Genomic DNA, 22699 nt, shown 5'->3' on the forward strand with positions numbered 1-22699 from the left:
GTCTTTGCTGGCCATGTATAATTATTCTTTCTTTTGTCGTGCAGCGGATAGGCGGCTGGAGGCTTGGGGCCTAGGCGGCCTTCTTGGAGGCGGACGGCTGGCCCTCAACGATACCCATGATGTCGCTCTCCTTCATGATGAGGAGCTCCTCGCCATCAAGCTTGACCTCTGTGCCGGACCACTTGCCGAACAGGATGCGGTCGCCGGCCTTGACGTCGAGGGCGACGATCTCGCCGGTCTCGTTACGCGCGCCCGGGCCGACGGCGATGACTTCGCCTTCCATCGGCTTCTCTTGGGCGGTGTCGGGGATGATGATGCCGCCACGGGTCTTTTCTTCGGCCGTGACGCGGCGGACGACTACACGGTCGTGAAGGGGACGAAACTTCATGTTTTTGATCCTGGATCGATGCGAAAGGCAGCGAGCGCCGCAGAGGAGGATCACGGAGGATCCGGCTCAGGCGGTCGACGGGGCGGAGCTTTAGCACTCTTGTAAGGAGAGTGCCAGCCTCGCATTCGCGTGAACGCCTGCCATCTTCCTGGCGGCAGTTCCATCTGTCCGGCTATCGCTATTCGTCCCGTGGCCAATAGTGAACGAATAGCCCGGCGACGAAGAGGGCGACCGGGACGAGTGCGATCCAGGTCCTCATGTCCATTTAGCCCTCCATCCATATTTGGAGAACTCGGAACAATGTCAGGGCCTAAGCTTTGCTAGGCGGCCACGAACCTAGAGCCATCAGCATAGGGATGTGAAGTTGAATGTGGGCGGTATCGCCAGGCCGTTTTTCGACTCCACCGCCGCTCAGCCGTCCAGCGCTTCGCGCATCGTCTGGACCCAGATCGCGGTCTCGCTCTCAACCCTCTCCGCCTCAATAAGGCGAGACCCAACCACCTCACCACTCTCCATGGCGTCGAGGCGGTCACGAAGGGCGCTTTTCTGGTGCGGCTCCAGTAAAGGCAAAAGGGCCAGGATCAAGAGCTCCTGACAGGAGGTCTTGACGCGCAGGCTCGCCACGGTTGTTCGCAGCTCGGCCTCAATTTCAGGGCTCATCCTTCGCTCACTTCCTCATCCCCGTGGCGAGTGCTAGCGGTCTCCCGGCGTGACTTGCCGGTCCCCAGAGTTCGCCGAACCAGGAACATTCTCGGGTGTGGGAGAGGCCCGTCGCGACGCATTCCGTGCCAAGCCAGCAGCGTGTCGAACATGAAGGCGATGAGCGCGCCGACGACACAGGCGAGGGCCGCCCCGAACAGGATAAAGAGCCAGGACGCTATAGCTGTGTCCCGAAGGCCGCCAAGAAATAGGACGAAGGCCGCGCCGCAAGTCGCGGTGCCGCCCAAGGCGCCCAGGGCGACCGCGGCGTCCAATGCCAGAAGCCGCAGCCGCAGCCGCACCATATGGGCGTTCAGCTGACGCCGCTCCGCCTCTGTCGGATCGCCTCGAAGCAGTTCCGATGCGTGTTCGGTGTGATCGGAGACGCGTGCCAAGCGAGTATTGAACACGCCGATGAGGGTGCCGATGCCGGAAAGCAGAAAGATCGGCGTCAGTGCGATTTGGACAACATGCGCCACACTGGCGACAGGATCGCCGCTCGTCAGATCTGGAACCGGAAAAGCCATCAGCTTGACGTATGGACTAAACAGGCCATTGGGCGGGCTTCCTCAGCCTCGGCACACTCCGCGACTGGGTGCGCGAGCGAGAGGTCTTAGTAAGAAATGCTCGATTCTGACAAGCTGGTAGGGCAAGGCCGCTGCATCAACTGGCGCTTTCACGAGGGAAGATCAGTCGAACTCGCGTGCCTTGATCCGGTTTGCTGTCGATCAGCAACCGCCCACCAGATTTCTCGACGAATTCGAGTACCAGGAAGAGGCCGACTCCTGTTCCGCGATTGGCCGTTTTGGTCGTAAAGAATAGCTCGGTCGCACGCTTCAGGACATCCGGCGGCATACCATGGCCACTATCCGAAATCGCCAGCTCGATTGCTTCCTGGCCGGCTTTGCTGTGACCAAACAGCGTCGCGGCCGCTTCGGATGCCGGTAGCACGCGCGTCGCGAAGGTCACCGTCCCACCCTCAGGCATCGCATCCGCGGCGTTACGGAGAAGGCTGAGGAGTGCCAGTTCCAGCTGACCACGGTCGAGGCGCACGAAAATTGATGACTCGGTCAAATCAAGGCTGACACTCAGGCGATCAGAAACAAACTCGGCGCCGGGTTTCTCGATCTCGTGCAGGATCTGGTTTAAGTCGAGCCTTTGATTTCCGGCCACCTGACGCCTTGTCAGCGATAGCAGTTCGCTGGCGAGCGCACCTGCGCGCTTGGATGCCCAATCGGCCCGTTCGAGAGGCGTCTTCACACGATCATCGGCGGCGCGGGCGGCTGCCTGCTCGACGCTGCCCAGCACAACCGTCATAAGATTGTTGAACTCGTGCGCGACTCCCGAGGCGAGGGCCGCCATACTCTCCATCCGCTGCGCCTGGCGCCGCATTGCCTGCCGGTGACCGCTCACATCGATCTGGCTTGCGAAGAAGTAGATCAGCTTGCCGTTTTCGTCGAAGATCGGGCTGACGTAGAGCGCGTTCCAGAATCCCGACCCATCGCTGCGGTAGTTGTAAAGTTCCTCGGTCACGGGTCGGCGCTCGGCGACCGCACTGCGGATACGCGCCACGGCCTCAGGATCCGTCTCCGGTCCTTGCAGAAAGCGGCAATTGCGCCCGAGCGCGGATTCTAGCGTGTAGCCGGTCAACTCGGTGAAAGCGGGGTTCAGGTAGACGAGAGGACAATCGGGCAGGTTGGGGTCGGCGAAGGCCATGGCCATGCGGGTTTTGCCAACAGCCGAGGCAAAGACGTGCTCCGCGAGGAGCGCTTGTTTGGGCACGGCGGGCTCAAGCTGAGTGACGGCGCGCTGCTCAGAATCCATCATCGCGCCATTTATCCCGCATCGGCTCAAGCCGGTTGGCATCAACGGGGGTTACCCCGCATTGTGACGCAATCCTTGGATACCGCGACGAAAACCACAAGCACCGGCGCGATCACGATCCCTGATTAGTCAATCCTTTAGCGGTAAGGTTGAAGATGCCCATCAATAGGGCGGTCGACAGCATGAGACCGGATGCGAGCCAAACCGCGGCGGCGGCCGCGCCCGAATGTTCTCGAAGAACGCCCGCGAGCGCCGGGCCGAGCGACAGAATCACGTAGTAGACGGTCATGAAGGCACCGAGACCTCCCGCGCGGTGTTCCGGGCTTAGCACCCTGGATGGCAGCGCCATGATCGCGCCCGCCGGTGGCCCGATGGCGAGACCGAACACCACGCAGCCAGCGAGCGCCCCCATCCGGGACGGCAACAGCGCCAGGGCAATGCCCGCGAGGGCTGAGAAGACCACGATGGCAGCATCGGTTCGCCCGCTGCGTTGAACGCCAAGGCCGCCCAGCGGAACGGACAGCATGATGATCCACAGCGCGGCACTCACCCAGGCGGCGGATGTGATGGCCGAGAGGCCCAACTCGGTCATTGCCGCCGGAGCGAAGCTGAAGAAGAGCACTAGAGTGAGGTTCAGGTTTCCCCACACCAGACTGGCGACCGTGGTGGGGAGGAGTTGACGGAGCGGCGGCAGCATGGGCAGTCGCGCCGCGCCCGCCATTGGCGCAACAGCACGCGGCGGGTCCCGGTAACCGATGATGATCAGAAACAGCGCGATTCCGCATAGCGCCGCGGCCTCATACATCACCCAGCGCCAGCCCTCCGACGCGGCAAGGGCCGGCTGCACCAGCAGCCCGGCGGCGATTCCGAAGGGCCAGCTGGCCAGCACGACGCCCATGGCAAAGATGATCTCCCGGCCGACAAACCAGTCGGTCGCCATCTTGGTCAGGACGAGGCTAAATATGACCGAGCCGGCACCGCTTACGATGCGGCCGGCAAAAGCCGCTGCCACCGTATGCCCGAGGCCAAGCAGTATGCCACCCAGCACCATCAAAGTGAGCCCGGCCACGCATAGCCTTTTGTCGCCGAACCGGCGCATGAGCAGGCCACTCGGGAAGGCTACGACAATACCTGGGACCATGTAGAACCCGATCAGGCTGCCGATCCCGCCATAGTCGATGTGAAGGTCGGTCATCAGCAACGGAGTCGTCGAAGCAACGGATTGGAACTGGAATCCCATGGCAGTGCGGGCCAGGAAGAGCACGCTCAGGATACGCCAACGCTGGTCGAGCATTTGGCAACGCTCCGCCGCTGCGAGGTTCCGGACACAATGCCCTCCCTCGTCGTCCAGTCGATGGAATGCCGGCCCTTGGCCTTATCGCTCGCCGGGTAGGCGAAAACCGGTCACGACCGGGTAAGTCTCGATGCCGCGCCGATGATATCGAAGAGGTCGAGAAGCCGGGCGACATAATGATCGTGGACTGAGAAGCCGGCGGCCGCGGGATCGAAGAACTGACGCTCCAGGCCATCGATCATGTGTATCAAGCGCCGCCGGTGCAATCCGAGCGCTCGCTGGATCGGATCGGATACGACACCCGCGAAGGCTGCAAAAGTTGCCGACGCGAGCATCAGGCCGCTGGTGGCTGTTATGACCAGCCCGGCGGATGGGAGGGCTGGGAATAGCCCATACCAGAACCCGCCAAGCCAGCCGCCGAGGGGAAAGGCACCGACCGCTGCTTGCTTTGCCATCAGCCCCGCGAGAGCCGGGCCGAGCGAGGCGGCCCCAGGCGTCAGCTTATTGAGCGCGACCGCGCCCGCGCCGAGGTTGAGCAACCCGGTGGTGATCTCCGCAGCCGCGGTTCGCGTGACCCGATACTCGCTCATCGCCCGGCCCAATCGCTCGCGGAACAGCGGATCATCGCCGTGCCGGCCGATTCCGAGGAGTGCGGCCTCCACGGCCTGTACCACGCCGGGCTCGGCGAGAATGGCTTCGGAGAGCGCATCAATCTGCTTCTCGCGATGTTTCTGGGCGATCGGCAATTCCAGCAATTCGGTGTGGACCAGCCACTCGATTTCCCGCGCGATCGCCGTCTCCAACAGGATGGAGCGGCCCAGCGCCTTGGCCGTGCGGGGCGCACCGAGCCGCCGGGCCAGTTTTGCGCCGAGCTGCATGCCGAGCTGCGGCGCGGCCAAACTTAGATTCAGCGGCGCTTTGGCGATATCCCAACCCACAGCCGCCCGGTGCAGCGCGAGCGTGCCCCGTAGCGAGAAATGGGCATCCACGAAGGGAGTTACCCGGGCCCGGCGGTCCGCGAAATAACGGCGCGCGCCCTGGGCCACCGCCTCGATGGCTAGTTCGCGGCTGAGCGCCGGAGGCGGCGGCGCGGCAATGCTGTCCTCCATGGCAAGAGGAAGACACGTGTCGTGGCGTTCGCCCAGCACACGCGCGGAAATTTCTGCGATGTGCCCGAGGGGCCCGGTCCGCCTACAGGCGGACCGTCTGACGCGTCTCCGCGCTGCGCACGGCGGCCTCGATAAGTTGGATCCCGCGCAATCCGTCCGCGAAGGAAGGAAATGCCGCCGGCTCGCCGCGCATCGCGGACCATGCCTGGGAAACAACATTGCGGAATGCGTCGAGATAGCCCTCGGCATGCCCCGCGGGGAGCCTCGACATCCAGGCACGATCGGCCGAGAGTTTATCCGGTGACCGCTGCAGGATCGTGTTTCCGGCGGCACTCCGCTCTACATAGATGTTCGGCTCCTGCTGGTTCCAGTCGAAACCGGATTCTGGACCATCGGCGGAGAGTATTATCGTGTTGGGGTGTCCAGGCGACACGCCGCTCACCGTCATGCTTCCGGCTGCTCCACCAGAGAAGCGGACGAGCAAATCCGCTTGCTCCTCCAGATTGCTAACCACAGTGACGCTATCGCCGCCGGACACCGCGCCTGGAGGACGCGGCCCCTCACCCGCGCCGCCTCTCCAGATACGCTCCGCCTGATGGGTCGAAAACTGCGCGGCGATATCGACGATCCGCTGACCGGAGACGTATTCGGCCATATCCAGCCAATGCACGCCCAGGTCCATTAAGACATAGGAACGTCCGGTTGATCCTGGGGTGAACAGCCAGACATATTTGTCAGCCGCCAAAACATCCTCGGACAGATAGCAGCCGCCCAATCTGCGCAACTTGCCGAAAGCGCCGTCCGCCACCTTGGCCCGCAGAACTTCGACGAGCGGATAGCCGCGATAGGTATACGCGATTGCGCCAATACGATCCGCGCGCTTGGCGGCATCGATCATGCGGAAGCATTCCTCGGCCGAGGTCGCCATCGGCTTCTCGCACAACACATGCGCTCCGCTCTCAAAAGCCGCGATGCTATGCTCGGCGTGAAGGTGATTGGGGGAGCAGACATGCACGACATCCGGTCTCTGCTCACGCAGCATCAGCGGGACATCATCATAGGGCTTGCCCACGCCAAAGGCTGTTGCCGCTTCGATCGTGCGGCTAGACACGCCTACAATCTGGCCACCCAGTTGCCCGATCAGAGTGGCATGGATGCGCGCTATTCCGCCTGTCCCGATGATCGCGGCACGCATCGTCCTAGCCTCCTCTCTCGTGTATCGAACTAAGCCCTCGCAGCCGCTTCGACTACGTCAAGGCCTGCCGCCATGGCCGCCTGCCGAAGGTTCTTGTATCCGAGCGTGGCGTAAGTCAGTGGATTTGCCTTGCGCGGGTCCTGCTCTGCCTCCACCACTAGCCAGCCGTCATATCGAGCCGCGTGCAACTGCTCCAGCAGAGGCTGGAACGCGACGAAACCGTCACCTGGAACGGTGAAGATTCCATCCATGACCGCATCCATGAAGCTCATGTCCGTCGCCCGTGCTGTCTCGAGCACGTCGGAACGAACATCCTTGCAGTGAAAATGCACGACGCGGTTGATATGGCGGCGAAGCAAGGAGGCCGGATCGCCACCAGCGAAAAGACAATGCCCCGTATCGAAGAGAAGGCCGACCGCTTCGCCCGTTTCCGCTATGAGCCGGTCGATTTCAGCGTCGGACTCGACGATGGTTCCCATATGGTGATGAAACGCCATGCCGACGCCGAATGTCGCCATTCGCTCGGCAAGCGCGGTAAGCTTGGCGCCGTAGGCGGGCCATTCTTCGTCGGACAGCCTCGGACGTCGAGAAATCGGCTGATAGATACCGTCATGCCGTCCACGCGATGTATCAGCATAGACGACGACTTTGCATCCCAGATCGCGAAGCAACGTAAGGTGAGGCAGGATCCGGTCGAATTCTTCGCTCACATCCCGGTCGAGAATACCGCCGTCATACCATCCCGAGACCAGCTCGAGCTGGTAGCTTTGCAGAATTGGCCCGAGTTCAGCTGCGGAACGGGGAAATTTGCCGCCCAGCTCCGTCCCGGCGTATCCGGCGGCCCTGGTTTCCGTCAGGCAGGTCTCCAAAGGAATGTCACCGCCGAGTTCGGGCACATCGTCATTAGTCCAGGTTATTGGGTTGATGCCGAGTTTGACGGACATTTTCTATTCTCCCCCCGCTGCACGTTCGGCAGCCTGAAGCGCGGCAACCGCGTCCTCGGCGGATGCGCCTGCTGCCGCACCTCCTCGCACCCAAGACGCAAAGCCTTCCGCCTGCAATTTCAGCGCCTCCATGAAAACAGCGGTTCCGTTCGGAGGAGCGAGAAAGCGACTTTCCGCAGCATCACGTGAGCCGAACACGTCCACGCGACAGATATCGCCATGAATGTGACGACGCCCCAAAGAAACCAAGCCAGTGGCGCCACGATCGAGAGTGCAAAGCGCGGCCGCGCTGTCTGGATCGCCACCCGCAGCGGGATCGACTGATGTCTGCGCCCTGGCCACTGAGATATTCGACAGCCTTTGACCTGTCAGCCATTGCATTTGGTCAAATTCGTGGACGCCCATATCCACGAAGATACCACCGCTGCGGGAGCGGAACATGGCCGATGGTGGCTCTTCATCCCACTGGTAACACGCCACGAAATAGATCTCGCCGAAGGCACCTGACGTGATGCGGGCCTTGAGATGCTGGAGTTCGGGGACGAAGCGTCGCCAGTATGCGACTTGCAGAGGAACGGAGCGTTGGGAAGCCAACTCGGCCGCGCGTCTCGCTTGCGCCGATGTAATGCCGCAGGGTTTCTCGCAAAGGATCGGAATACCCGCTGCTGTGGCCTGATCCACGACTTCCAGATGATGATCGCTGGGCGTCGCGATCAGAATGCCGTCCAAATCGCTGCGGCGAAGCAAGTCTCCCAGTTCCGCCGAGACCGCATAACCTTGCTCGGTCAGTTCCGCGCGCGTCGCCTCCACCGTCTCGGCCACAGCGACTACTTTGACCTGCCGGGAGGACGAGAGCGCGGCGAGATGCGTGCGCCCCATGCGACCCGCGCCCACCACGCCGAGCCTGAACATCTCTGTCACGGCACGCGCATCCGAGATTGCAGGCGGAGCTGATCCGCCATCAGGCCGCGCCCCCGCTCGCGTTCCAGAATGTCGGACTGTCCCTGGGAACGCGTGTACGATGCGCTTCGATGATGGCCCCACAAAGCGCGATGTCGCGAAGCGCATCTTCACCCGAAGTTGTTGGCGCCCGCCCGGTTGTCGCGCATTCGTGGAAGTGAATGAGTTCGTTCTTAAAGCTCTCGGTAAAGGATGTCGTTTCCTCACTGCGCCAGGCGCGACCGGAAACGGGCTCCCCACCTTCAATGGAGAGCAGCGTCGGCAGATTCCGCACGAAAGGCGAAGGAAATGACAGGGTCAGCCTTTGATCGGGCGCGTAAAAGGCGAATTCCATCTGATATCTGGCGATTCCCGGAAGATCTACCCAAGTGATCACGCATTGTGCCGGCCCAAAGCGGAGAACCGCGGTTACGCTCTGCTCCTGAATATCCGCAAATTCCAGCCGGTCTGGCTCTCCCATTATGCCGCGGATCGTATTGAATTCATGCACCATGCTGTCCAGCAGAACGAGATGATAGGCGCGTCGGCACAGCTCATCCGTCTCGCCGATTGCCGCGGTGATGCGGTCCCGGTTGTCGGCCGCGAAACGCGCGATCAAGTCCTTGGATAAATCATCGGGTTTGTGAAGTGGGTACTGGCGGATATATGGGTCGATAGGCGATTCCAGGGTCGTGACCTTTATCAATCTCAGGTCGAGTTGCGCCTCGCGTTCCTTGAGAAGTCGCAGATATGCGAGGTCGTAGCGCTTGTTGTACGCAACCATCAGCGTGACGCTGCTCTTCTGCGCTGCAACAATCATCGCGTGCCCCTCCGCCACAGAGAAGCACATGGGCTTCTCGACAAGGACATGCATACCCGCTTCCGCGGCCGCGATGGCGATCGGCGCGTGGCTCCCGGATGACAGCACAAACACTGCGTCAAGAGGCAGACGGAGCATCTCCTCCCAACTTCTAAAGGTTTCCGTTACCCCGTAGGTCTTGGCACAGGCCGCGCGCACGCTCTCCGAGACATCACAAATCGCCGCTATTTCAAAAAGCTCCGAGAGCTCACGCAAATAGTGGAGGTGCATGACCTGCGCGACCAAACCACAGCCCACGACGCCGACTTTGAGTCTTTTTGACATCTAGCGGTACCGTGTTTGTGGAACGTTCCAGGTGATGTTATGCAGCCGAACCGTGACTGTCAAGCGTAAGCCTGAAAATCTCAGACCCAGGCTGGGCCTTCCACATTGCTTTGCTCCCCCTGAGAGAGCGTGGAATTAGAATGTTATGCCGTTGGGAGCGATTACCACCTTCATGGCGGCGTCCGTCTGTGCCAACTCGACCGCCTCATGCGCCCGATCCAGGGGCATTCGGTGGCTCACGAAGCGACCCAGAGGTATGCGATCCAGATTCGCCGCCATCAGGCGCATTGAGGGAGCGTAAGAGGTCGCCGTTTCGCCGCCGATACCGATAATGCTCACGTTGCGCGTACAAATATCCGAATTCGGATTGATGCTGACTGGTCCCATATCGACAAATGTTCCAGCCTCGACCACAACGCCTCCAACTCGCACCATCTTCAGCGCCTCCACAAATCCCTGCGGCACGCCGCTGCAGGAGAGCACAATGTCCGCCCCGAGTCCGCTGGTGGCCTCACGCACTCGCCTGACGCGCTCTTCTGCGTTCGTATTGCCGACGAGTAGCGTTAGATCAGCGCCAAATTCCTCTGCCATCCTGAGTCGCGAGGGAAACAAATCGCTCGCGATCAGCTTTCCGGCTCCGAGCAGCTTCGCTTTGATGAGATGGCACATTCCAAGAGGGCCAACGCCCAGCACGGCGACAGACCCGCCAAATCGGTTCCCGCCCATTTGCCCCAAGAGCGAAAGTGCGGTCTCTACGCCATGTGTGACCGCCATGATCTCCGTAAGCACCGCGACATTGTCGGGCAGGTTCTCCGGCACCCGAAACAGCTGCGTGCCTGGGAGCAGATACATGTGCTCGGACCAGCCACCAAACAGATGGGGTGCGAGGCCGCTATGCAGACTGTTGCCGTAGTCACGCATGTTCTCGCAGAAATAGTAAGGAAACGAATTGCGGCAGAAATGGCAGATGCCGCAGGCGACATTCGCTGCCGGCACGATCCGATCGCCCAGTTTGAGGGCCACACCCTCGCTGTCGTAAACGACGCCCCCAAGTGCCGCGACTTCTCCGACGGTCTCATGGCCACAGATGAGCGGATAGGTCAGGTCCCGCTCATGGGCCGTTCCGGCATATTGCTTGCTCTCGCCGCGAAAGGTGTGTTTATCGGTGCCGCATATTCCCGAGTAATGGACTTTCAGAATCACCGCACCCGGCTCTGGGTCGGGCATCGGGAACTCTCGAACACAGATCAGCCCTGGTCTTTCGGTGACGGCCGCCCGAACCGAGGTCATGTGAGAAGGCCCTTCACGTTAATCGCTTCCAATGCAATCTAACCTTTCACGGCGCCGCCCATCGAGAATCCGCCACTGAACGGCCGCGACATCAGGATGTAGAGTACGACTACGGGCAGAGAATAGACGATCGAGAAGGCCGCGATATCACCATAGCGAACCGCCGCGGAGCCGATTAGTCCATAAATCTTCAACGGGCCAGTCGCCTGCGATGGATCGCTGATGAGGACCAACGGCGGCAGGAAAGCGCCCCACGCATTGATGAAGCTGTAAATTGCAGCCGCGAAAATCCCCGGAAGCGCAACCGGAACGGTGACATGAAGGATGACCTGCAGGATATTGGCGCGCTCGATTGTCGCCGCTTCCTCTAGTTCCTTTGGCACAGCATCGATCGCCGTCTTTATGAGCCAAAGCGCGAAGGGCAAACTTGTAACTCCAAGGAACACGCCGGTTGGGACAAGGCTGAGCAGGTCATATTTCGCAAAGACCTCAAAGACGGGGACGATCATGATGGCGACGGGGATTCCCGTCAGGAAAAGAACGCCGACCATGAGTTCGTCGGACAAAGGTATATTCCGCCGCGAAAGTGCATAGCCGCCGAAGACCCCGGCGATGGTAGAGACTCCGGTCGCGACTAAGGAAATCTCGAGGGTGTTCAGCAGGGCTTGAAGGTAGTCACCTCGAGTGACGGCGATGAGGTTGGCGAGTGTGAAATGCGGCAGCTGGAGCGCCCAGCCAGCATTGGCGTCAACGGCGGCGAGGGCGAGCCATAGCATGGGGGCCAAGAATGCGAGACCGATGATGGCGAGAAGCCCGTTCGTGACGAACCATTCCCGCGTTTTTTTCACATCCGCAATGGGCGGCCCGCCAGCGTTTCCATCAGCGACAGCACTCGCCGACTGGATCATGCCAGCTTTCCCTGGGGCCGATAGCCCGCGCGTGACGGCCGCGAAACCCGAACATAGAGATAGGCAAAGACGGTCGCGATTATGACCACGACGTCACCGAGTAGAGCGCCATAGGCCAGTTTGTTGAACTGAAACGCTTGTTGATAGGAATAGATCGGCAGGATGTTCGTGGCATTCCCGGGACCGCCAGCGGTCATGATGTAGATCAGCGAGAAATTTGCGAGACTTAGCAGCGTCACGAGCAGGACGTTCGTTACGATGGTCGGGCGCATGATCGGCAGAGTAAGGGAGCGGAAGATTTGCCAGCGTGACGCGCCTTCCATCTTTCCCGCCTCAAGCACCTCCGCCGGCACAGTTCTAAGACCAGAGGATAAGACAAGCATCGAAAATCCAGCAGTCGACCAAATATTGGCGAGACACACGATCGTCATCGGAAAATCGTTCAGAATGTCGCTATCGGAGCCGCTCAACAGGCTTAGCGTTCCTCCGGTCGTGCTGAATGCATACCAAAGGAGTGCGGCGGTGATTGGTGGCAGCATCCAGGCGACGACAACAATCGCTCCTACCACCGTGCGCAGCCACGTGACAGCGTGCTGCATAAGAACCGCCAGTGCCATGCCTATGATGGTGACGCCAACGACGGCCGAGGCACCGAGGAAGATCGCTGTGAGCTTCAGTGATTCCCAGAACAGACGGTCATTCACCAGCCTGTGGAGGTTCTTCAATCCGGTGAAGTGGAAGTGCTGCGCGGTCGGCCCGACAAGAGCTATGTTTGTCACACCGAGATAAAAGGCAAATCCTACCGGGCCAATGAACATCACGACAAGCAGCAATGTCGCCGGTAGCAACAGGAGAATGCCGACGGCGTCGAGCTGCTGCTCACCGTCGGCGGCCGCGGATGATTTCCACCATCCGCGACGCTCGCCATTCTCCGGCCGCATCGCAGTGGCTCCATTCACTTAAGCGTCTCGACCGCCGATGAGTCGAGCTGATTCGAGACATAGTCGCTCATTACGCCGATGGCCGCGTCAACGGTGGTATTCGGATGCTGAGCGAGGGCCCCGGTCGCTTCCTGCAAGCCATGCGACCAAACAAGGTAGTCACCGGATGCCGGGCTGATCACGCCGTAGGGCAATACCTGTGCCGAGACTGCATTGTACGGGGGCGCGAAATCGACGAAAGCCGGTTCCTTGACAATCAGCTGGTTGGCGGGAACGAAACCCGCCCAATTCGCCGCATTGATCTGATTGATGTCACTCTCCATCAGCTTCACGAGCTCCCAGGCGTAGTGGGGACTCTTGGTCGACGCGGAGACCGCGAAGTCCCAGCCGCCGACCGTCGTGGCAATGTCGGGGGAATGACCGTCAACCGTTGGAATTGGCACTACTCCGGCGACCTTCGTCGCGTCCGCCCAACACGGCGAGCAGATGAGCTTCGTCCAATTTCCACCGTAGTAATTTGAGCCGAAGGTGATGGCGACCTTGCCTTGGGCGATCAGCGTTAGCGGTATGGTGACGGCGGAAGGCGAGAACAGATCACTGAGATTGGCACCCATGCCTTCGCTGTAGACCGAATGGTAGAAATCCAGCACCTCTCGCAGGCCGGGACTGTCCACGACCCATTTCTGAGTCTTTTTGTCGTAGATCGTGGGAACCGTCGAACCCGCCAGCAGATTTCCGGCGCCCTGCAGGATGCCATTGTCGCCTGAGCTTGAGCCTGCATTCAGCCATACAGGAATGATATGAGGAAGCTTCGCCTTAATCGTCCGCGCCGCGTTTAGAATGTCATTCCAATTGTGCGGCGTCCATGGCACTGGCAACCCGGCTTTTTTGAACAGATCCATGTTGTAGTAAAGTTGGGAATCATTCTCACCGGTGTTGACGGCATATGTCTTGCCTTGAAAGACCCCCTCCCCCTGAATGACCTTTGGGAACTGCTTCCACCACGCCTCATCGGCGAGATAGGAGTCCAGAGGAAGAAGATAGCCCGAGGAGGAGAACTGCCCGATCACGGGCGTTGCGATTTGCGCCACGTCAGGCGCAGTGCGCGATGAACGGTAGAGCAAGCTCAGCTTATTGGTGATGTCATCGTACCCGCCGCCAATCGGCACCAGCTGAAGGGTCGCGTCTGGAAACTTCGCCTCGAATTCGGCTTTGACCCCATTCCACCACTTCTTGGTGAGATCCTCGGTATCGAAAACATAGGTTTCACCATAGGCAACGGAGATGACCGTTTTATCCGCGGCGAGCGCGCGGCCAGAAATGCCCGAACTGCCGAGTAAACCGACACCCATAGCCAAAGCGGTAAAACTGGAGGCTAGGTGGCGAGGCTTATATTGTACCATGCGTCACTACTCCTTTTGTGGGGTGTGGCCGGGCATCACCAGCCTGTCCGGAACGGTCAATGATCGAATTTCCACCCTCGTAGTCGAAGGCGTATAAGTAATTTACGTCTAGGACTAACCCGACTTCGTCGCCGACGTTTAGTCTCAAACGACCCGGCGCGCGGCAGATGAGCTTGTTCGACGCGCAAGTGAGAGTCAGGAAGGTCTCCGCGCCCATCGACTCAACGAAATCGATGCGAGCCCGTGGGCCGGTGCAATCGGCCAGGGTATCGGCAATGATGTCCGTGGGCCTGATGCCAACTGAAACCTGTTGTGCTGAAGCATGCGTCCCCTTGATCGAAGCCCAGCTAGGCAGGCGCAGAGTCTGGCCTAACACCTCGATCCTGATACCGCTTTCGTCCTCGCTCAAATGTCCTGGCAATATGTTCATCGGTGGCGAGCCGATGAACGTTGCGACCATCATGTTCACCGGATTGTCGAAGACCTCCTGCGCGGTCCCCGCTTGCTGCAGGCGCCCCGCGAACATGACGGCGATCTTGTCCGCCATCGTCATCGCTTCGACCTGATCATGCGTGACGTAGACGGTGGTAATCTTGTACTGGCCATGCAGCCGCACCAACTCCGCGCGGACCTGGCCTCGGAGCGCGGCGTCCAGATTCGAAAGCGGTTCGTCCATGAGAAATAGCTTTGGCCGGCGCAGAAGCGCGCGACCAAGAGCCACGCGTTGTCGTTGTCCACCGGAAAGCTCACTCGGGCGCCGATCGAGTAGTGCGCTGAGGCCAAGCACTTCTGAAACTTCCAGCAGCGCCTTGTGGGTCTCCGCTTTATTCTCGCGGCGAATGCGCGGGCCGAAAGCTAGATTCCGATAAACGTTCATGTGGGGATAGAGAGCGTAGCTTTGGAAAACCATTCCGACGTCGCGCTCTCCGGGCGGCACGTCATTGACGATGCGATCGTCGAGCCGGATGATTCCGGAGGTCGGCCGCTCCAATCCCGCGAGCATTCGCAAGGATGTCGTTTTGCCACAGCCGGACGGACCGAGCAGCACCAGGAACTCGCCGTCCCTCACATCGAGCGTAAGATCCGCAACTGCGGAATGCGGCCCGAAACGCCTCCACACCTGCTCGATGCTGACAGTGGCCATATCGTTTCCAGCTACGTGGAACGTTCCACACCAAACGGTAAAGCGACCAAGGATGGGCGTCAAGATTTTTATTGTCGCGGCGTTTGCTCTCATTCGGCAGAGCGATCGATGGCTTCCCTGAGCTTCCGCAGGCCGTGCTCCGTTTGGGACTCATCGCAAGCAGCGTAGCCGAGCACCAGCCCCTGCTCAGGGTGCCCGTGCCTGTAATGCTTGGACAGTGGCAGAACATTGATCCCGAGCCGTCGCGCTTCCTCGGCGACACGCCGGTCATCCAAACCCTCCCGGAGCAAGGCGACGACCTGGATACCCGCCTCCCGGGAAATGAGCGTCAGCCGCCCCCCGAGATTCATTTCGGTTAACTCATGGAATCTCTGTCGCCGCGCCGCGTAAATCCGTCGCATGCGTTTGAGATGGCGCGTCATATGGCCCTCGGTGATGAAGTCGGCGAGGGCTGCCTGTAAGAGAAGAGGAGCGAATTGTCCTGTGGTGCTGAGGGCATGAGGGATCCGCTCGTGCAACTCGGGCGGGAGTACCATGAAGCCGAGGCGTAAGGCCGGGAACAGAATTTTGGCGAAAGTGCCGACATAGATTACCCGTCCCGATTGATCGCTGCCCTGCATGGCCGGAATCGGCTGGCCCTGGAATCGGTATTCACCATCAAAGTCATCTTCAATGACCCAGGCGTTGCTGTGTTCGGCAATTTCGAGCAAGCGCAGACGCTGCTCCATACGCATCGTGACGCCGAGCGGGTGTTGGCATGCAGGCGTCACAAAGAACAAACGCGCGGAGTGTGGCGGTTGGTCCATCTGCCAGCCGTCGAGACCGACCCGTAACGGAGCAAGTTTGGCCCCCGCCGCGACGAAGGCTGACTGCGCGCCGAAATAGCCGGGTTCCTCCATCCACACGCAGTCGCCCGGGTCGAGCAGGAGTCGCGCGAGAAGATCGAATGCCGCTTGCGCACCCGTTGTGATAACGATCTGATCTGCGGTGCAGCGCACGCCTCGCGCTGTTCTCAGATAGACCGCGACAGCCTTTCGAAGTGCCGGAAGACCGGCAACATGATAGGTTCCAAACAACGTCTCCCCCGCAAAATTCGCACGCCTTGCCAAAAGGCGGCTCCATACATTGAAAGGGAAGGAACGGGCATCCGGCATCCCAGGATGAAATGCGAATTGGCCCGGCACGCCGTGATGGACCGGCTGAGACATTATTACCTCACCGCGCAGGGACAGCCCTCGCCCCGCCGATGTTGAAGCACTTCGCGCGAATGTCGCCGCGCCAACCGGGAGATCGACCACTACCGGCCGCGCGCCGCAGCGATTGAGGAGGTAGCCCTCTGTGATGAGCTGGTCGTAAGCGGCGACCACAGTGTTGCGGGCGACACCAAGGTCGGCGGCTAAAGCGCGGGTCGAGGGCAACCCGGCACCAGGCGGCAGCACCCGGTCCTTGATCAGTGCGCTCAAGGCCCGATAAAGCTGTCGATGCAGTGATTCATCCTGCGCGCGATCGAGTGTGAGAGCATCTAGTGGAAAAGCTTGCCGCATAAGCCGCTCCGTGGCCATCGAAGCAGGATCGTGGACGTAGCAGCGTTAGTCGTCCACAGAAAACACACGCAGGGGTAGCAACTGGCTCTCTAATTCTTACCAGAACTGGCTCTGGCTGAGTCGTGGCGAGGAATAGGACGGTCTAAAATCTTAATGGGAGGCTGCGAATGAAGGGCGGATCGCATTCCGGCTTGGCACGTGCGGGCACTGCTATCGCCTTGGCCGCGACGCGCTAGAATAGTGAAAACCCACGACACACTTACAATGGCCGATTAAAGTGGCCATTAAATGCGGTCCTATCGGAAGCAGGTCGTCGCCATGAGCACGGTCAGCTATCAAGGCATCGTCAAGAGCTTCGGACCTTTCAAGGCCCTCCACTCGCTCGACTTGGCTCTTCCCGATTCCACATTCCTGGCACTCCTGGGCCCTTCAGGCTGCGGCAAGACGACCGCGCTCCGTATCCTCGCGGGGCTGGAGATGCCGACAGGTGGTCGCGTGTTGATCGGCGATAGGGATGTCACCCGGCTGCAACCGCGAGACCGCGACGTCGCTATGGTCTTCCAAAGCTACGCTCTCTATCCGCATATGACGATCGCGGAGAACATCGGATATCCGCTGAAGATTCGGAAGATCTCCGCGAGCGAGCGTGGGCTCAAGGTCACCGATGTCGCCGCCGCACTTGAGATCGACCATCTGCTCGAGCGCCATCCGCGCCATCTTTCCGGAGGCCAGCGCCAGCGAGTTGCCTTGGCGCGAGCGATCGTCCGGGATCCTGCTGCCTTTCTGATGGACGAACCACTCTCGAATCTCGATGCTCGCTTGCGCCTGACGATGCGCGGCGAAATCAAGCGGCTCTGTCAGCGGCTTGGCGCGACCACACTCTATGTAACGCATGATCAGGTCGAAGCGCTCACGATGGCCGATCTGATCGCCGTGATGAGTGCCGGAGAATTGCAGCAACTGGCCTCACCGGGCGAAATTTATGAGCGGCCCGCCAACCGCTTCGTGGCGACCTTCGTCGGAAACCCGCCTATGAATGTACTCCAGGTGGCTGTCGGCGACGGTTCCGTGCATGTCGGTGGTGTCGCCTTGAAGCTCGACACGCCACGTTTGGCCGCGTGCTCTGCGGCCAAGGTCACTGAGATTGGCCTGCGCGCGGAGGATCTGCACCTCGTCGAGTCAGGATCGGACGGGGCGCTGACGGGCGAAGTCTATGTTGTCGAGCCGATGGGCAACGAGACGCTCGTTGACGTGCGTATTGGTGGCGAGCGCCTCTCCGTTCGTGCCCATCGGGGCTTTACCGCGCCAGTCGGCTCGGCCATCGGCATCAGCTTCGACACGGCCGATGCCTGTTTCTTCAATGCCGCAAGCTTCACCGTGGTGCATCGAGCGCCAAATCACAGGGGAAAACAATGACGGGCATGGAACATCTGAAGCGTACGGTCAGCCGGCGGGCTTTGCTGCAAGGCAGCGCGGGCCTCGCGGTCGGCACAAGCCTTCTCGGCGGTCTGGGCGCGGAAACGCCGGCGAAGGCGGATAGCAAGAAAGTGGTGATCGGGGCTTTCGCCGATGGAGGTCTCACTCCCTTCAAACAGAAAATCCTGCCCCTCGCCAAGGCGGACGGGTTCGAATCCCATTTCCTCGAAGACGAATACGGCGTCACGCTGGAAAAGTGGTTTGCCGACGCGCAGAGTGGTGCCGGACAATACGACCTCTATCTGCTTGACGATCCTTGGGTGCCCCAATTCGGCGCCGCGAAAGTGCTGGAGGACCTCGGGGCTGCCGGGATTGATGGAACCGACCCGGATTGGATCAGTTCAATGATCGATATGGGCTACTGGCCGCCTCGCCAAGGTCCGCGCGTCAAGGGTTTCGAGACCGCGACTCCGACCCTGATTTGCGTTCCCTTCGTCGGCGATCTGCAAACACTGACCTATCGCAATGACGTTTACACCAATGGATCGCCGGTGACGTGGGATGATGTCATCACCCAAGGCAAGGCGGGTGTTGCGGCTGGAAAGATCAAATATCCGGTCGTGTTCCGCGGCGTTTCGGGCAATCCCATTGTCACTAGCTGGTATCCGGTCTTCCTGTCGTATGGCGGGAAGTTCTTCGACGACAAGTGGAACGTGACATTCAACTCTGCCGCCGGTAAGGCGTCAGCCGAGTTCTTTGTCGGCACCATGAAGCAGAACGCACCGAAAGGCGTGGTCGAATTCGATTCTGACCAAGAAGGCGCGGCCATTCTTGGCGGCGATGCGGGGGCGGTAATTGAATATTCCGGCAATGCCCTGAAAGCGGATGATCCCACGCAAACGAAAGTTGCCGGGAAACTCGACTTCGGCATCGTACCCAAGAAGGTCTCGGCTATCTCTCAGATGGGCATCTTCATTGCCGGCATACCAAAATCCGCGCCGAATAAGGCGAATTCCATCGCCTTCCTGAAGTGGTACACGAGCAAAGAGATCCAGGCGAAACTCTCCGAGGCGGGCTCGATCCCCGTCAAGCGCAGCGCTTTCCTGATCCCCGATCCAGGGAACCGCCTGATTCCTGTGGCGCTTAAGCAGCTCGATGCCGGCTGTCTTCCCCGTCCCCGGACGCCCGATTGGGCGAAGGTCGAGGAATTGTTGGGCATTCAGCTCAACAAAGCGCTACAGGCCGGCTCAGGAGGCGGCGCGGCGCTGGATACCGCGGCGACCCAGGTGACCGCCTATCTGACCCAAGCCGGCTACTACAATTGAGCCAAAGCGTTCGACGCACGAGCCGGGAGAGACTTCAGGGGGCAGGGCTTGACCTTGCTTTGCCCTATCTCCTGCTCGCGCCGAGCGTGCTGATCGTGCTTGGCGTGTTGGTCTACCCGCTTTGGGACGGACTGCGCGCCAGCACGAAACTCTACCGCTATGGCACAGTTCTCCGCGATGTTGGTTTCCAGAATTACCTTCACCTCTGGAGCGACCAGCAGTTTCGCAATGCGCTCTGGGTGACGATACGCTTCGTCACCTTCTCGGTTGCCATCGAAACAGTGCTCGGCTTCGCGCTGGCCTTATTCTGCCTGCATGAGTTCCGTGGTATTCGACTTTTGCGCACGGCGTTGATCGTGCCCATGGTCATAACGCCTGTGGTGGTCGGCATCGTTTTCCGGCTGATCTATGCGAGCGATGTCGGCATGATCACGACGCTTTCCGAAGCCTTGGGTGGGTCGCAGGTTCAGATCCTGGGCAACCCAATGAAGGCCTTCATCGGCATCGTCGTGCTTGATGTCTGGGAGTGGACACCTCTCATGTTCCTGATCCTGCTGGCCGGGCTGCAATCCCTACCGCAGGAGCCGTTCGAGGCGGCAAGGGTCGATGGCGCCGGCGCGTGGCGTTCCTTCGTCGACCTTACCTTGCCAATGATGCGGCCTGTTCTGGCGATTGCCATCATCCTGCGCACCATTGACGCCTTCGGCACCTTCGACCAGGTTTTCGTGCTCACGCATGGTGGCCCAGGCCAGGCGACGACGCTTGTTTCACTCTATGGCTACGATACCTCCTTCAAGTTCCAACAAGTCGGATACGCTGCGGCGTTATTTGTGACGATCGGCCTGATCGTACTCGCCTTCGCACTCGCCGCCGTCCGGCTTCTTCGCAGGGTGGAACCCATATGAGGAGCCGCATTTTCAGGGCCGCGGTCGTCACCCTGCTGCTCGGCATCGTGTTTTTGCCGATCTATTGGATGGTCTCAACATCGTTCAAATCGAATGAGGAGATCACCCAGGAGACAACGCTCTATCCGCACGCGCCGTCATTCGCGAATTACGTTCATCTGTTCTCTGAGAAGGAATTTGGCGCCTACATGACCAATTCTTTGGTCGTGACCGCCGCCTCAGTCGTCATCGCACTTGTTTGCGGATCTCTCGGCGCCTATGCGATCGCCCGTTTCCGCCTGCCCTTCGAGCTGGAGCGCAAGGTTGGCGTCGGATTGCTCACTTTGAGGATCGTTCCGCCGGTTGTGATCCTGATCCCAGTCTATCTCCTGATGTTGCGCCTTCACCTGTTGAACACCTGGATTGGGTTGATCCTCACCTATACCGCCTTCAACATCACCTTCTGCGTCTGGATGATGGAGAGCTTTTTCCGCGAAATTCCGGTGGACCTGGAGGAAGCGGCCATGGTGGATGGCGATTCTCGCTTCGGCGCGTTTTGCCGTATCGCTTTGCCGCTTGCCGCACCCGGCCTGGCAGCAACCGCGATTTTCGCCGTCATCGTTACCTTCAACGAGTTTCTCTTTGCGCTGGCCCTGACCGCGACACCGCGCGCGATGACCATGCCGCGCGGCACCGCGACCTTGATCGGTCGGATCGATACCGATTGGGCTTCCATGTCGGCAGCCGGTGTTGTCGGCGCGCTGCCGATCGTCATCTTCGCGCTTCTCGTGCAGCGCCATCTGGTGCGCGGGTTGACGATGGGAGCGGTTAAGTAAGTCGCCCCCCACGGCGATGGCCATTTGCGTATTCACTGCTAGTCGCCAATAGGAACTCAATCATGAAAATCGGCATGATCACCGATAGCCTTGGCGAGCTGTCCTTCGACAACATGCTTGCCGCGGCGGCGGAGCTGAAGATCGAAACTCTCGAATTTGCCTGCGGCAACTGGTCTTCCGCGCCCCATATCAAGCTTGATGAAATGCTGGAAAGTGCCACGGCCCGCACGGAGTTCATGGCCAAGATCAAGGATCACGGCCTGACCGTCGCGGCGTTGAACTGCTCGGGAAATCCTCTGCATCCGGGGCCGACCGGAGCCCAACATCACCATATCACCGAGGGGACGATCAGGCTTGCAAGTCTTCTCGGCATCGACCGCGTCGTGATGATGTCCGGTCTTCCAGGCGGACCGGGAGACGCTAATCCTAATTGGATCGTGACCGACTGGCCGCCGGAATGTCTCGATATCCAAAATTATCAATGGAACGAGAAGCTCATTCCATATTGGCGAAACCTTGTGGGCTATGCCAATCAGCTCGGTATCCGGAAGCTGTGCCTGGAACTGCATGGCCATCAGGCCGTCTACAATGTTCATACCCTGCTGCGGCTGCGCGATGCCGTGGGAGAAACTGTTGGCGCGAATTATGATCCGAGCCACCCCATCTGGATGGGCGCGGATCCTCTGGCGGCCGTTCGCATGCTCGGCTCCGCTATCTACTATGTCCACGCGAAGGACACGCGGGTTGAGCCAATTCCCACGAGTATCGACGGCACGCTTGATGCTCGGGCGAGCACGCGGATTTCAGAGCGAAGCTGGAATTACGTCACCATCGGCTATGGACACGGGGAGACTTGGTGGCGGCAATTCTGCAGCGCCCTCAGGCTGGCGGGCTATGACGACGTTCTCTCCATCGAGCATGAGGACATGATGATGTCACCCATGGAGGGCATGCGTAAATCCGTGGAGCTTCTGCGAAAGGTCGCCATAAATCTCGCCTGACTCCCCGGCTATGGTGCATCCACAAGGCATTTGTACAGGTCCAAAACCGTCTCCGCCATCCTGAGCTGCTGCAGGATGGCCTCGTCCCGCAACCGCCGCGATACCGCTGCAAGGGCCGAGACATGGCTATTGCCGGCGTCTTCCGGGATGAGCAGCAGAAAGACCAGATCCACGGGCCGGCCATCGATGGCTTCAAAATCAATCGGCCGCGCGAGGCGGGCGAAGAGACCAAAGATCTGCGGAAAACCCTCCAGCCGCGCGTGCGGAAGGGCGAAGCCACGCCCAAGTCCTGTCGAACCTAAGCGTTCGCGCTGACCTAGAGCGGTCTGGATATCCCTCGGGTTGACAGCGAGCCGAGCAGCAACCTGCCGAGCAAGCTCCGCTAGCAGATGTTCCTTGTCGCCCGCGCGTAGATCGAGGATGACCTGCTCGGGGCGTATGATGTCAGTCAAATTCATCAGTCGTATCCAT

The 22699-nt window shown here is 60.1% G+C and carries 22 protein-coding genes; 5 read left to right on the forward strand and 17 right to left on the reverse strand.

Features of this window, described 5'->3' with window-relative positions:
• Positions 1 to 70: 70 nt before the first annotated feature.
• The 16 genes from groES to GSQ92_RS27500 form a co-directional block, all read right to left on the reverse strand.
• Complete coding sequence (groES, locus tag GSQ92_RS27425; RefSeq protein ID WP_158806669.1) at positions 71 to 388, reverse strand: co-chaperone GroES; 318 nt, start codon at positions 386 to 388, stop codon at positions 71 to 73.
• 411 nt (positions 389 to 799) lie between these two features.
• Complete coding sequence (locus GSQ92_RS27430; RefSeq protein ID WP_158806612.1) at positions 800 to 1048, reverse strand: hypothetical protein; 249 nt, start codon at positions 1046 to 1048, stop codon at positions 800 to 802.
• The gene (locus tag GSQ92_RS27435) at positions 1045 to 1614 is read right to left on the reverse strand and encodes a DUF2721 domain-containing protein (protein ID WP_158806611.1); all 570 of its coding nucleotides are present in this window, start codon (positions 1612 to 1614) and stop codon (positions 1045 to 1047) included. Before GSQ92_RS27435 ends, GSQ92_RS27430 begins: the two co-directional genes overlap by 4 nt.
• A gap of 136 nt (positions 1615 to 1750) precedes the next feature.
• Positions 1751 to 2914, reverse strand: coding sequence for a PAS domain-containing protein (locus GSQ92_RS27440; RefSeq protein ID WP_158806610.1), 1164 nt, complete (start codon positions 2912 to 2914; stop codon positions 1751 to 1753).
• Positions 2915 to 3023: 109 nt separating this feature from the next.
• Entirely contained in the window at positions 3024 to 4205 is a 1182-nt protein-coding gene (locus tag GSQ92_RS27445) for an MFS transporter (RefSeq protein ID WP_159014699.1), read from the reverse strand.
• Between the two features lie 110 nt (positions 4206 to 4315).
• The gene (locus tag GSQ92_RS27450) at positions 4316 to 5314 is read right to left on the reverse strand and encodes a DUF6635 family protein (protein WP_216850626.1); all 999 of its coding nucleotides are present in this window, start codon (positions 5312 to 5314) and stop codon (positions 4316 to 4318) included.
• 82 nt (positions 5315 to 5396) lie between these two features.
• Positions 5397 to 6509, reverse strand: a complete 1113-nt coding sequence (locus tag GSQ92_RS27455) for a Gfo/Idh/MocA family protein (RefSeq protein ID WP_158806608.1) — start codon at positions 6507 to 6509, stop codon at positions 5397 to 5399.
• 29 nt (positions 6510 to 6538) lie between these two features.
• The gene (iolE, locus tag GSQ92_RS27460) at positions 6539 to 7453 is read right to left on the reverse strand and encodes a myo-inosose-2 dehydratase (protein ID WP_158806607.1); all 915 of its coding nucleotides are present in this window, start codon (positions 7451 to 7453) and stop codon (positions 6539 to 6541) included.
• Between the two features lie 3 nt (positions 7454 to 7456).
• A complete protein-coding gene (locus GSQ92_RS27465) occupies positions 7457 to 8521 on the reverse strand; it encodes a Gfo/Idh/MocA family protein (protein ID WP_371418612.1) in 1065 nt (354 codons plus the stop codon).
• Positions 8415 to 9536, reverse strand: a complete 1122-nt coding sequence (locus tag GSQ92_RS27470; protein WP_158806606.1) for a Gfo/Idh/MocA family protein — start codon at positions 9534 to 9536, stop codon at positions 8415 to 8417. Before GSQ92_RS27470 ends, GSQ92_RS27465 begins: the two co-directional genes overlap by 107 nt.
• 135 nt (positions 9537 to 9671) lie before the next feature.
• Positions 9672 to 10763, reverse strand: a complete 1092-nt coding sequence (locus tag GSQ92_RS27475) for a zinc-binding dehydrogenase (protein ID WP_158806605.1) — start codon at positions 10761 to 10763, stop codon at positions 9672 to 9674.
• A gap of 101 nt (positions 10764 to 10864) precedes the next feature.
• The gene (locus GSQ92_RS27480) at positions 10865 to 11734 is read right to left on the reverse strand and encodes a carbohydrate ABC transporter permease (RefSeq protein WP_158806604.1); all 870 of its coding nucleotides are present in this window, start codon (positions 11732 to 11734) and stop codon (positions 10865 to 10867) included.
• A complete protein-coding gene (locus tag GSQ92_RS27485) occupies positions 11731 to 12675 on the reverse strand; it encodes a carbohydrate ABC transporter permease (RefSeq protein WP_158806603.1) in 945 nt (314 codons plus the stop codon). The genes GSQ92_RS27480 and GSQ92_RS27485 overlap by 4 nt, the downstream gene beginning before the upstream one ends.
• 14 nt (positions 12676 to 12689) lie before the next feature.
• On the reverse strand, positions 12690 to 14078 hold the full coding sequence (locus GSQ92_RS27490) for an ABC transporter substrate-binding protein (protein ID WP_158806602.1): 1389 nt from the start codon (positions 14076 to 14078) through the stop codon (positions 12690 to 12692).
• Positions 14065 to 15222 (reverse strand): ABC transporter ATP-binding protein, encoded by a 1158-nt coding sequence (locus GSQ92_RS27495; protein ID WP_158806601.1) that lies wholly within the window; start codon positions 15220 to 15222, stop codon positions 14065 to 14067. The genes GSQ92_RS27490 and GSQ92_RS27495 overlap by 14 nt, the downstream gene beginning before the upstream one ends.
• An 89-nt stretch (positions 15223 to 15311) precedes the next feature.
• Entirely contained in the window at positions 15312 to 16766 is a 1455-nt protein-coding gene (locus GSQ92_RS27500; RefSeq protein WP_158806600.1) for a PLP-dependent aminotransferase family protein, read from the reverse strand.
• 318 nt (positions 16767 to 17084) lie between these two features.
• On the opposite strand from GSQ92_RS27500, the gene GSQ92_RS27505 reads away from it, so the two are divergent.
• The 5 genes from GSQ92_RS27505 (at position 17085) to GSQ92_RS27525 (ending at position 22228) form a co-directional block, all read left to right on the forward strand.
• Positions 17085 to 18182 carry an ABC transporter ATP-binding protein gene (locus GSQ92_RS27505; RefSeq protein ID WP_158806599.1) on the forward strand — a complete coding sequence of 366 codons (1098 nt, stop codon included), beginning with the start codon at positions 17085 to 17087 and terminating at the stop codon, positions 18180 to 18182.
• Positions 18179 to 19507, forward strand: a complete 1329-nt coding sequence (locus GSQ92_RS27510; RefSeq protein ID WP_159014700.1) for an extracellular solute-binding protein — start codon at positions 18179 to 18181, stop codon at positions 19505 to 19507. The genes GSQ92_RS27505 and GSQ92_RS27510 overlap by 4 nt, the downstream gene beginning before the upstream one ends.
• On the forward strand, positions 19504 to 20412 hold the full coding sequence (locus GSQ92_RS27515; protein WP_158806597.1) for a carbohydrate ABC transporter permease: 909 nt from the start codon (positions 19504 to 19506) through the stop codon (positions 20410 to 20412). The genes GSQ92_RS27510 and GSQ92_RS27515 overlap by 4 nt, the downstream gene beginning before the upstream one ends.
• Positions 20409 to 21227, forward strand: coding sequence for a carbohydrate ABC transporter permease (locus GSQ92_RS27520; protein WP_158806596.1), 819 nt, complete (start codon positions 20409 to 20411; stop codon positions 21225 to 21227). The genes GSQ92_RS27515 and GSQ92_RS27520 overlap by 4 nt, the downstream gene beginning before the upstream one ends.
• A gap of 62 nt (positions 21228 to 21289) precedes the next feature.
• Positions 21290 to 22228 carry a sugar phosphate isomerase/epimerase gene (locus GSQ92_RS27525; protein ID WP_158806595.1) on the forward strand — a complete coding sequence of 313 codons (939 nt, stop codon included), beginning with the start codon at positions 21290 to 21292 and terminating at the stop codon, positions 22226 to 22228.
• Between the two features lie 8 nt (positions 22229 to 22236).
• Here GSQ92_RS27525 and GSQ92_RS27530 read toward each other — a convergent pair whose 3' ends face one another.
• Positions 22237 to 22686 carry a PTS sugar transporter subunit IIA gene (locus tag GSQ92_RS27530; protein ID WP_158806594.1) on the reverse strand — a complete coding sequence of 150 codons (450 nt, stop codon included), beginning with the start codon at positions 22684 to 22686 and terminating at the stop codon, positions 22237 to 22239.
• Between the last annotated feature and the right edge of the window lie 13 nt (positions 22687 to 22699).

The sequence above is a fragment of the Acidisoma sp. S159 genome, assembly GCF_009766125.1.
Lineage (GTDB): Bacteria > Pseudomonadota > Alphaproteobacteria > Acetobacterales > Acetobacteraceae > Acidisoma.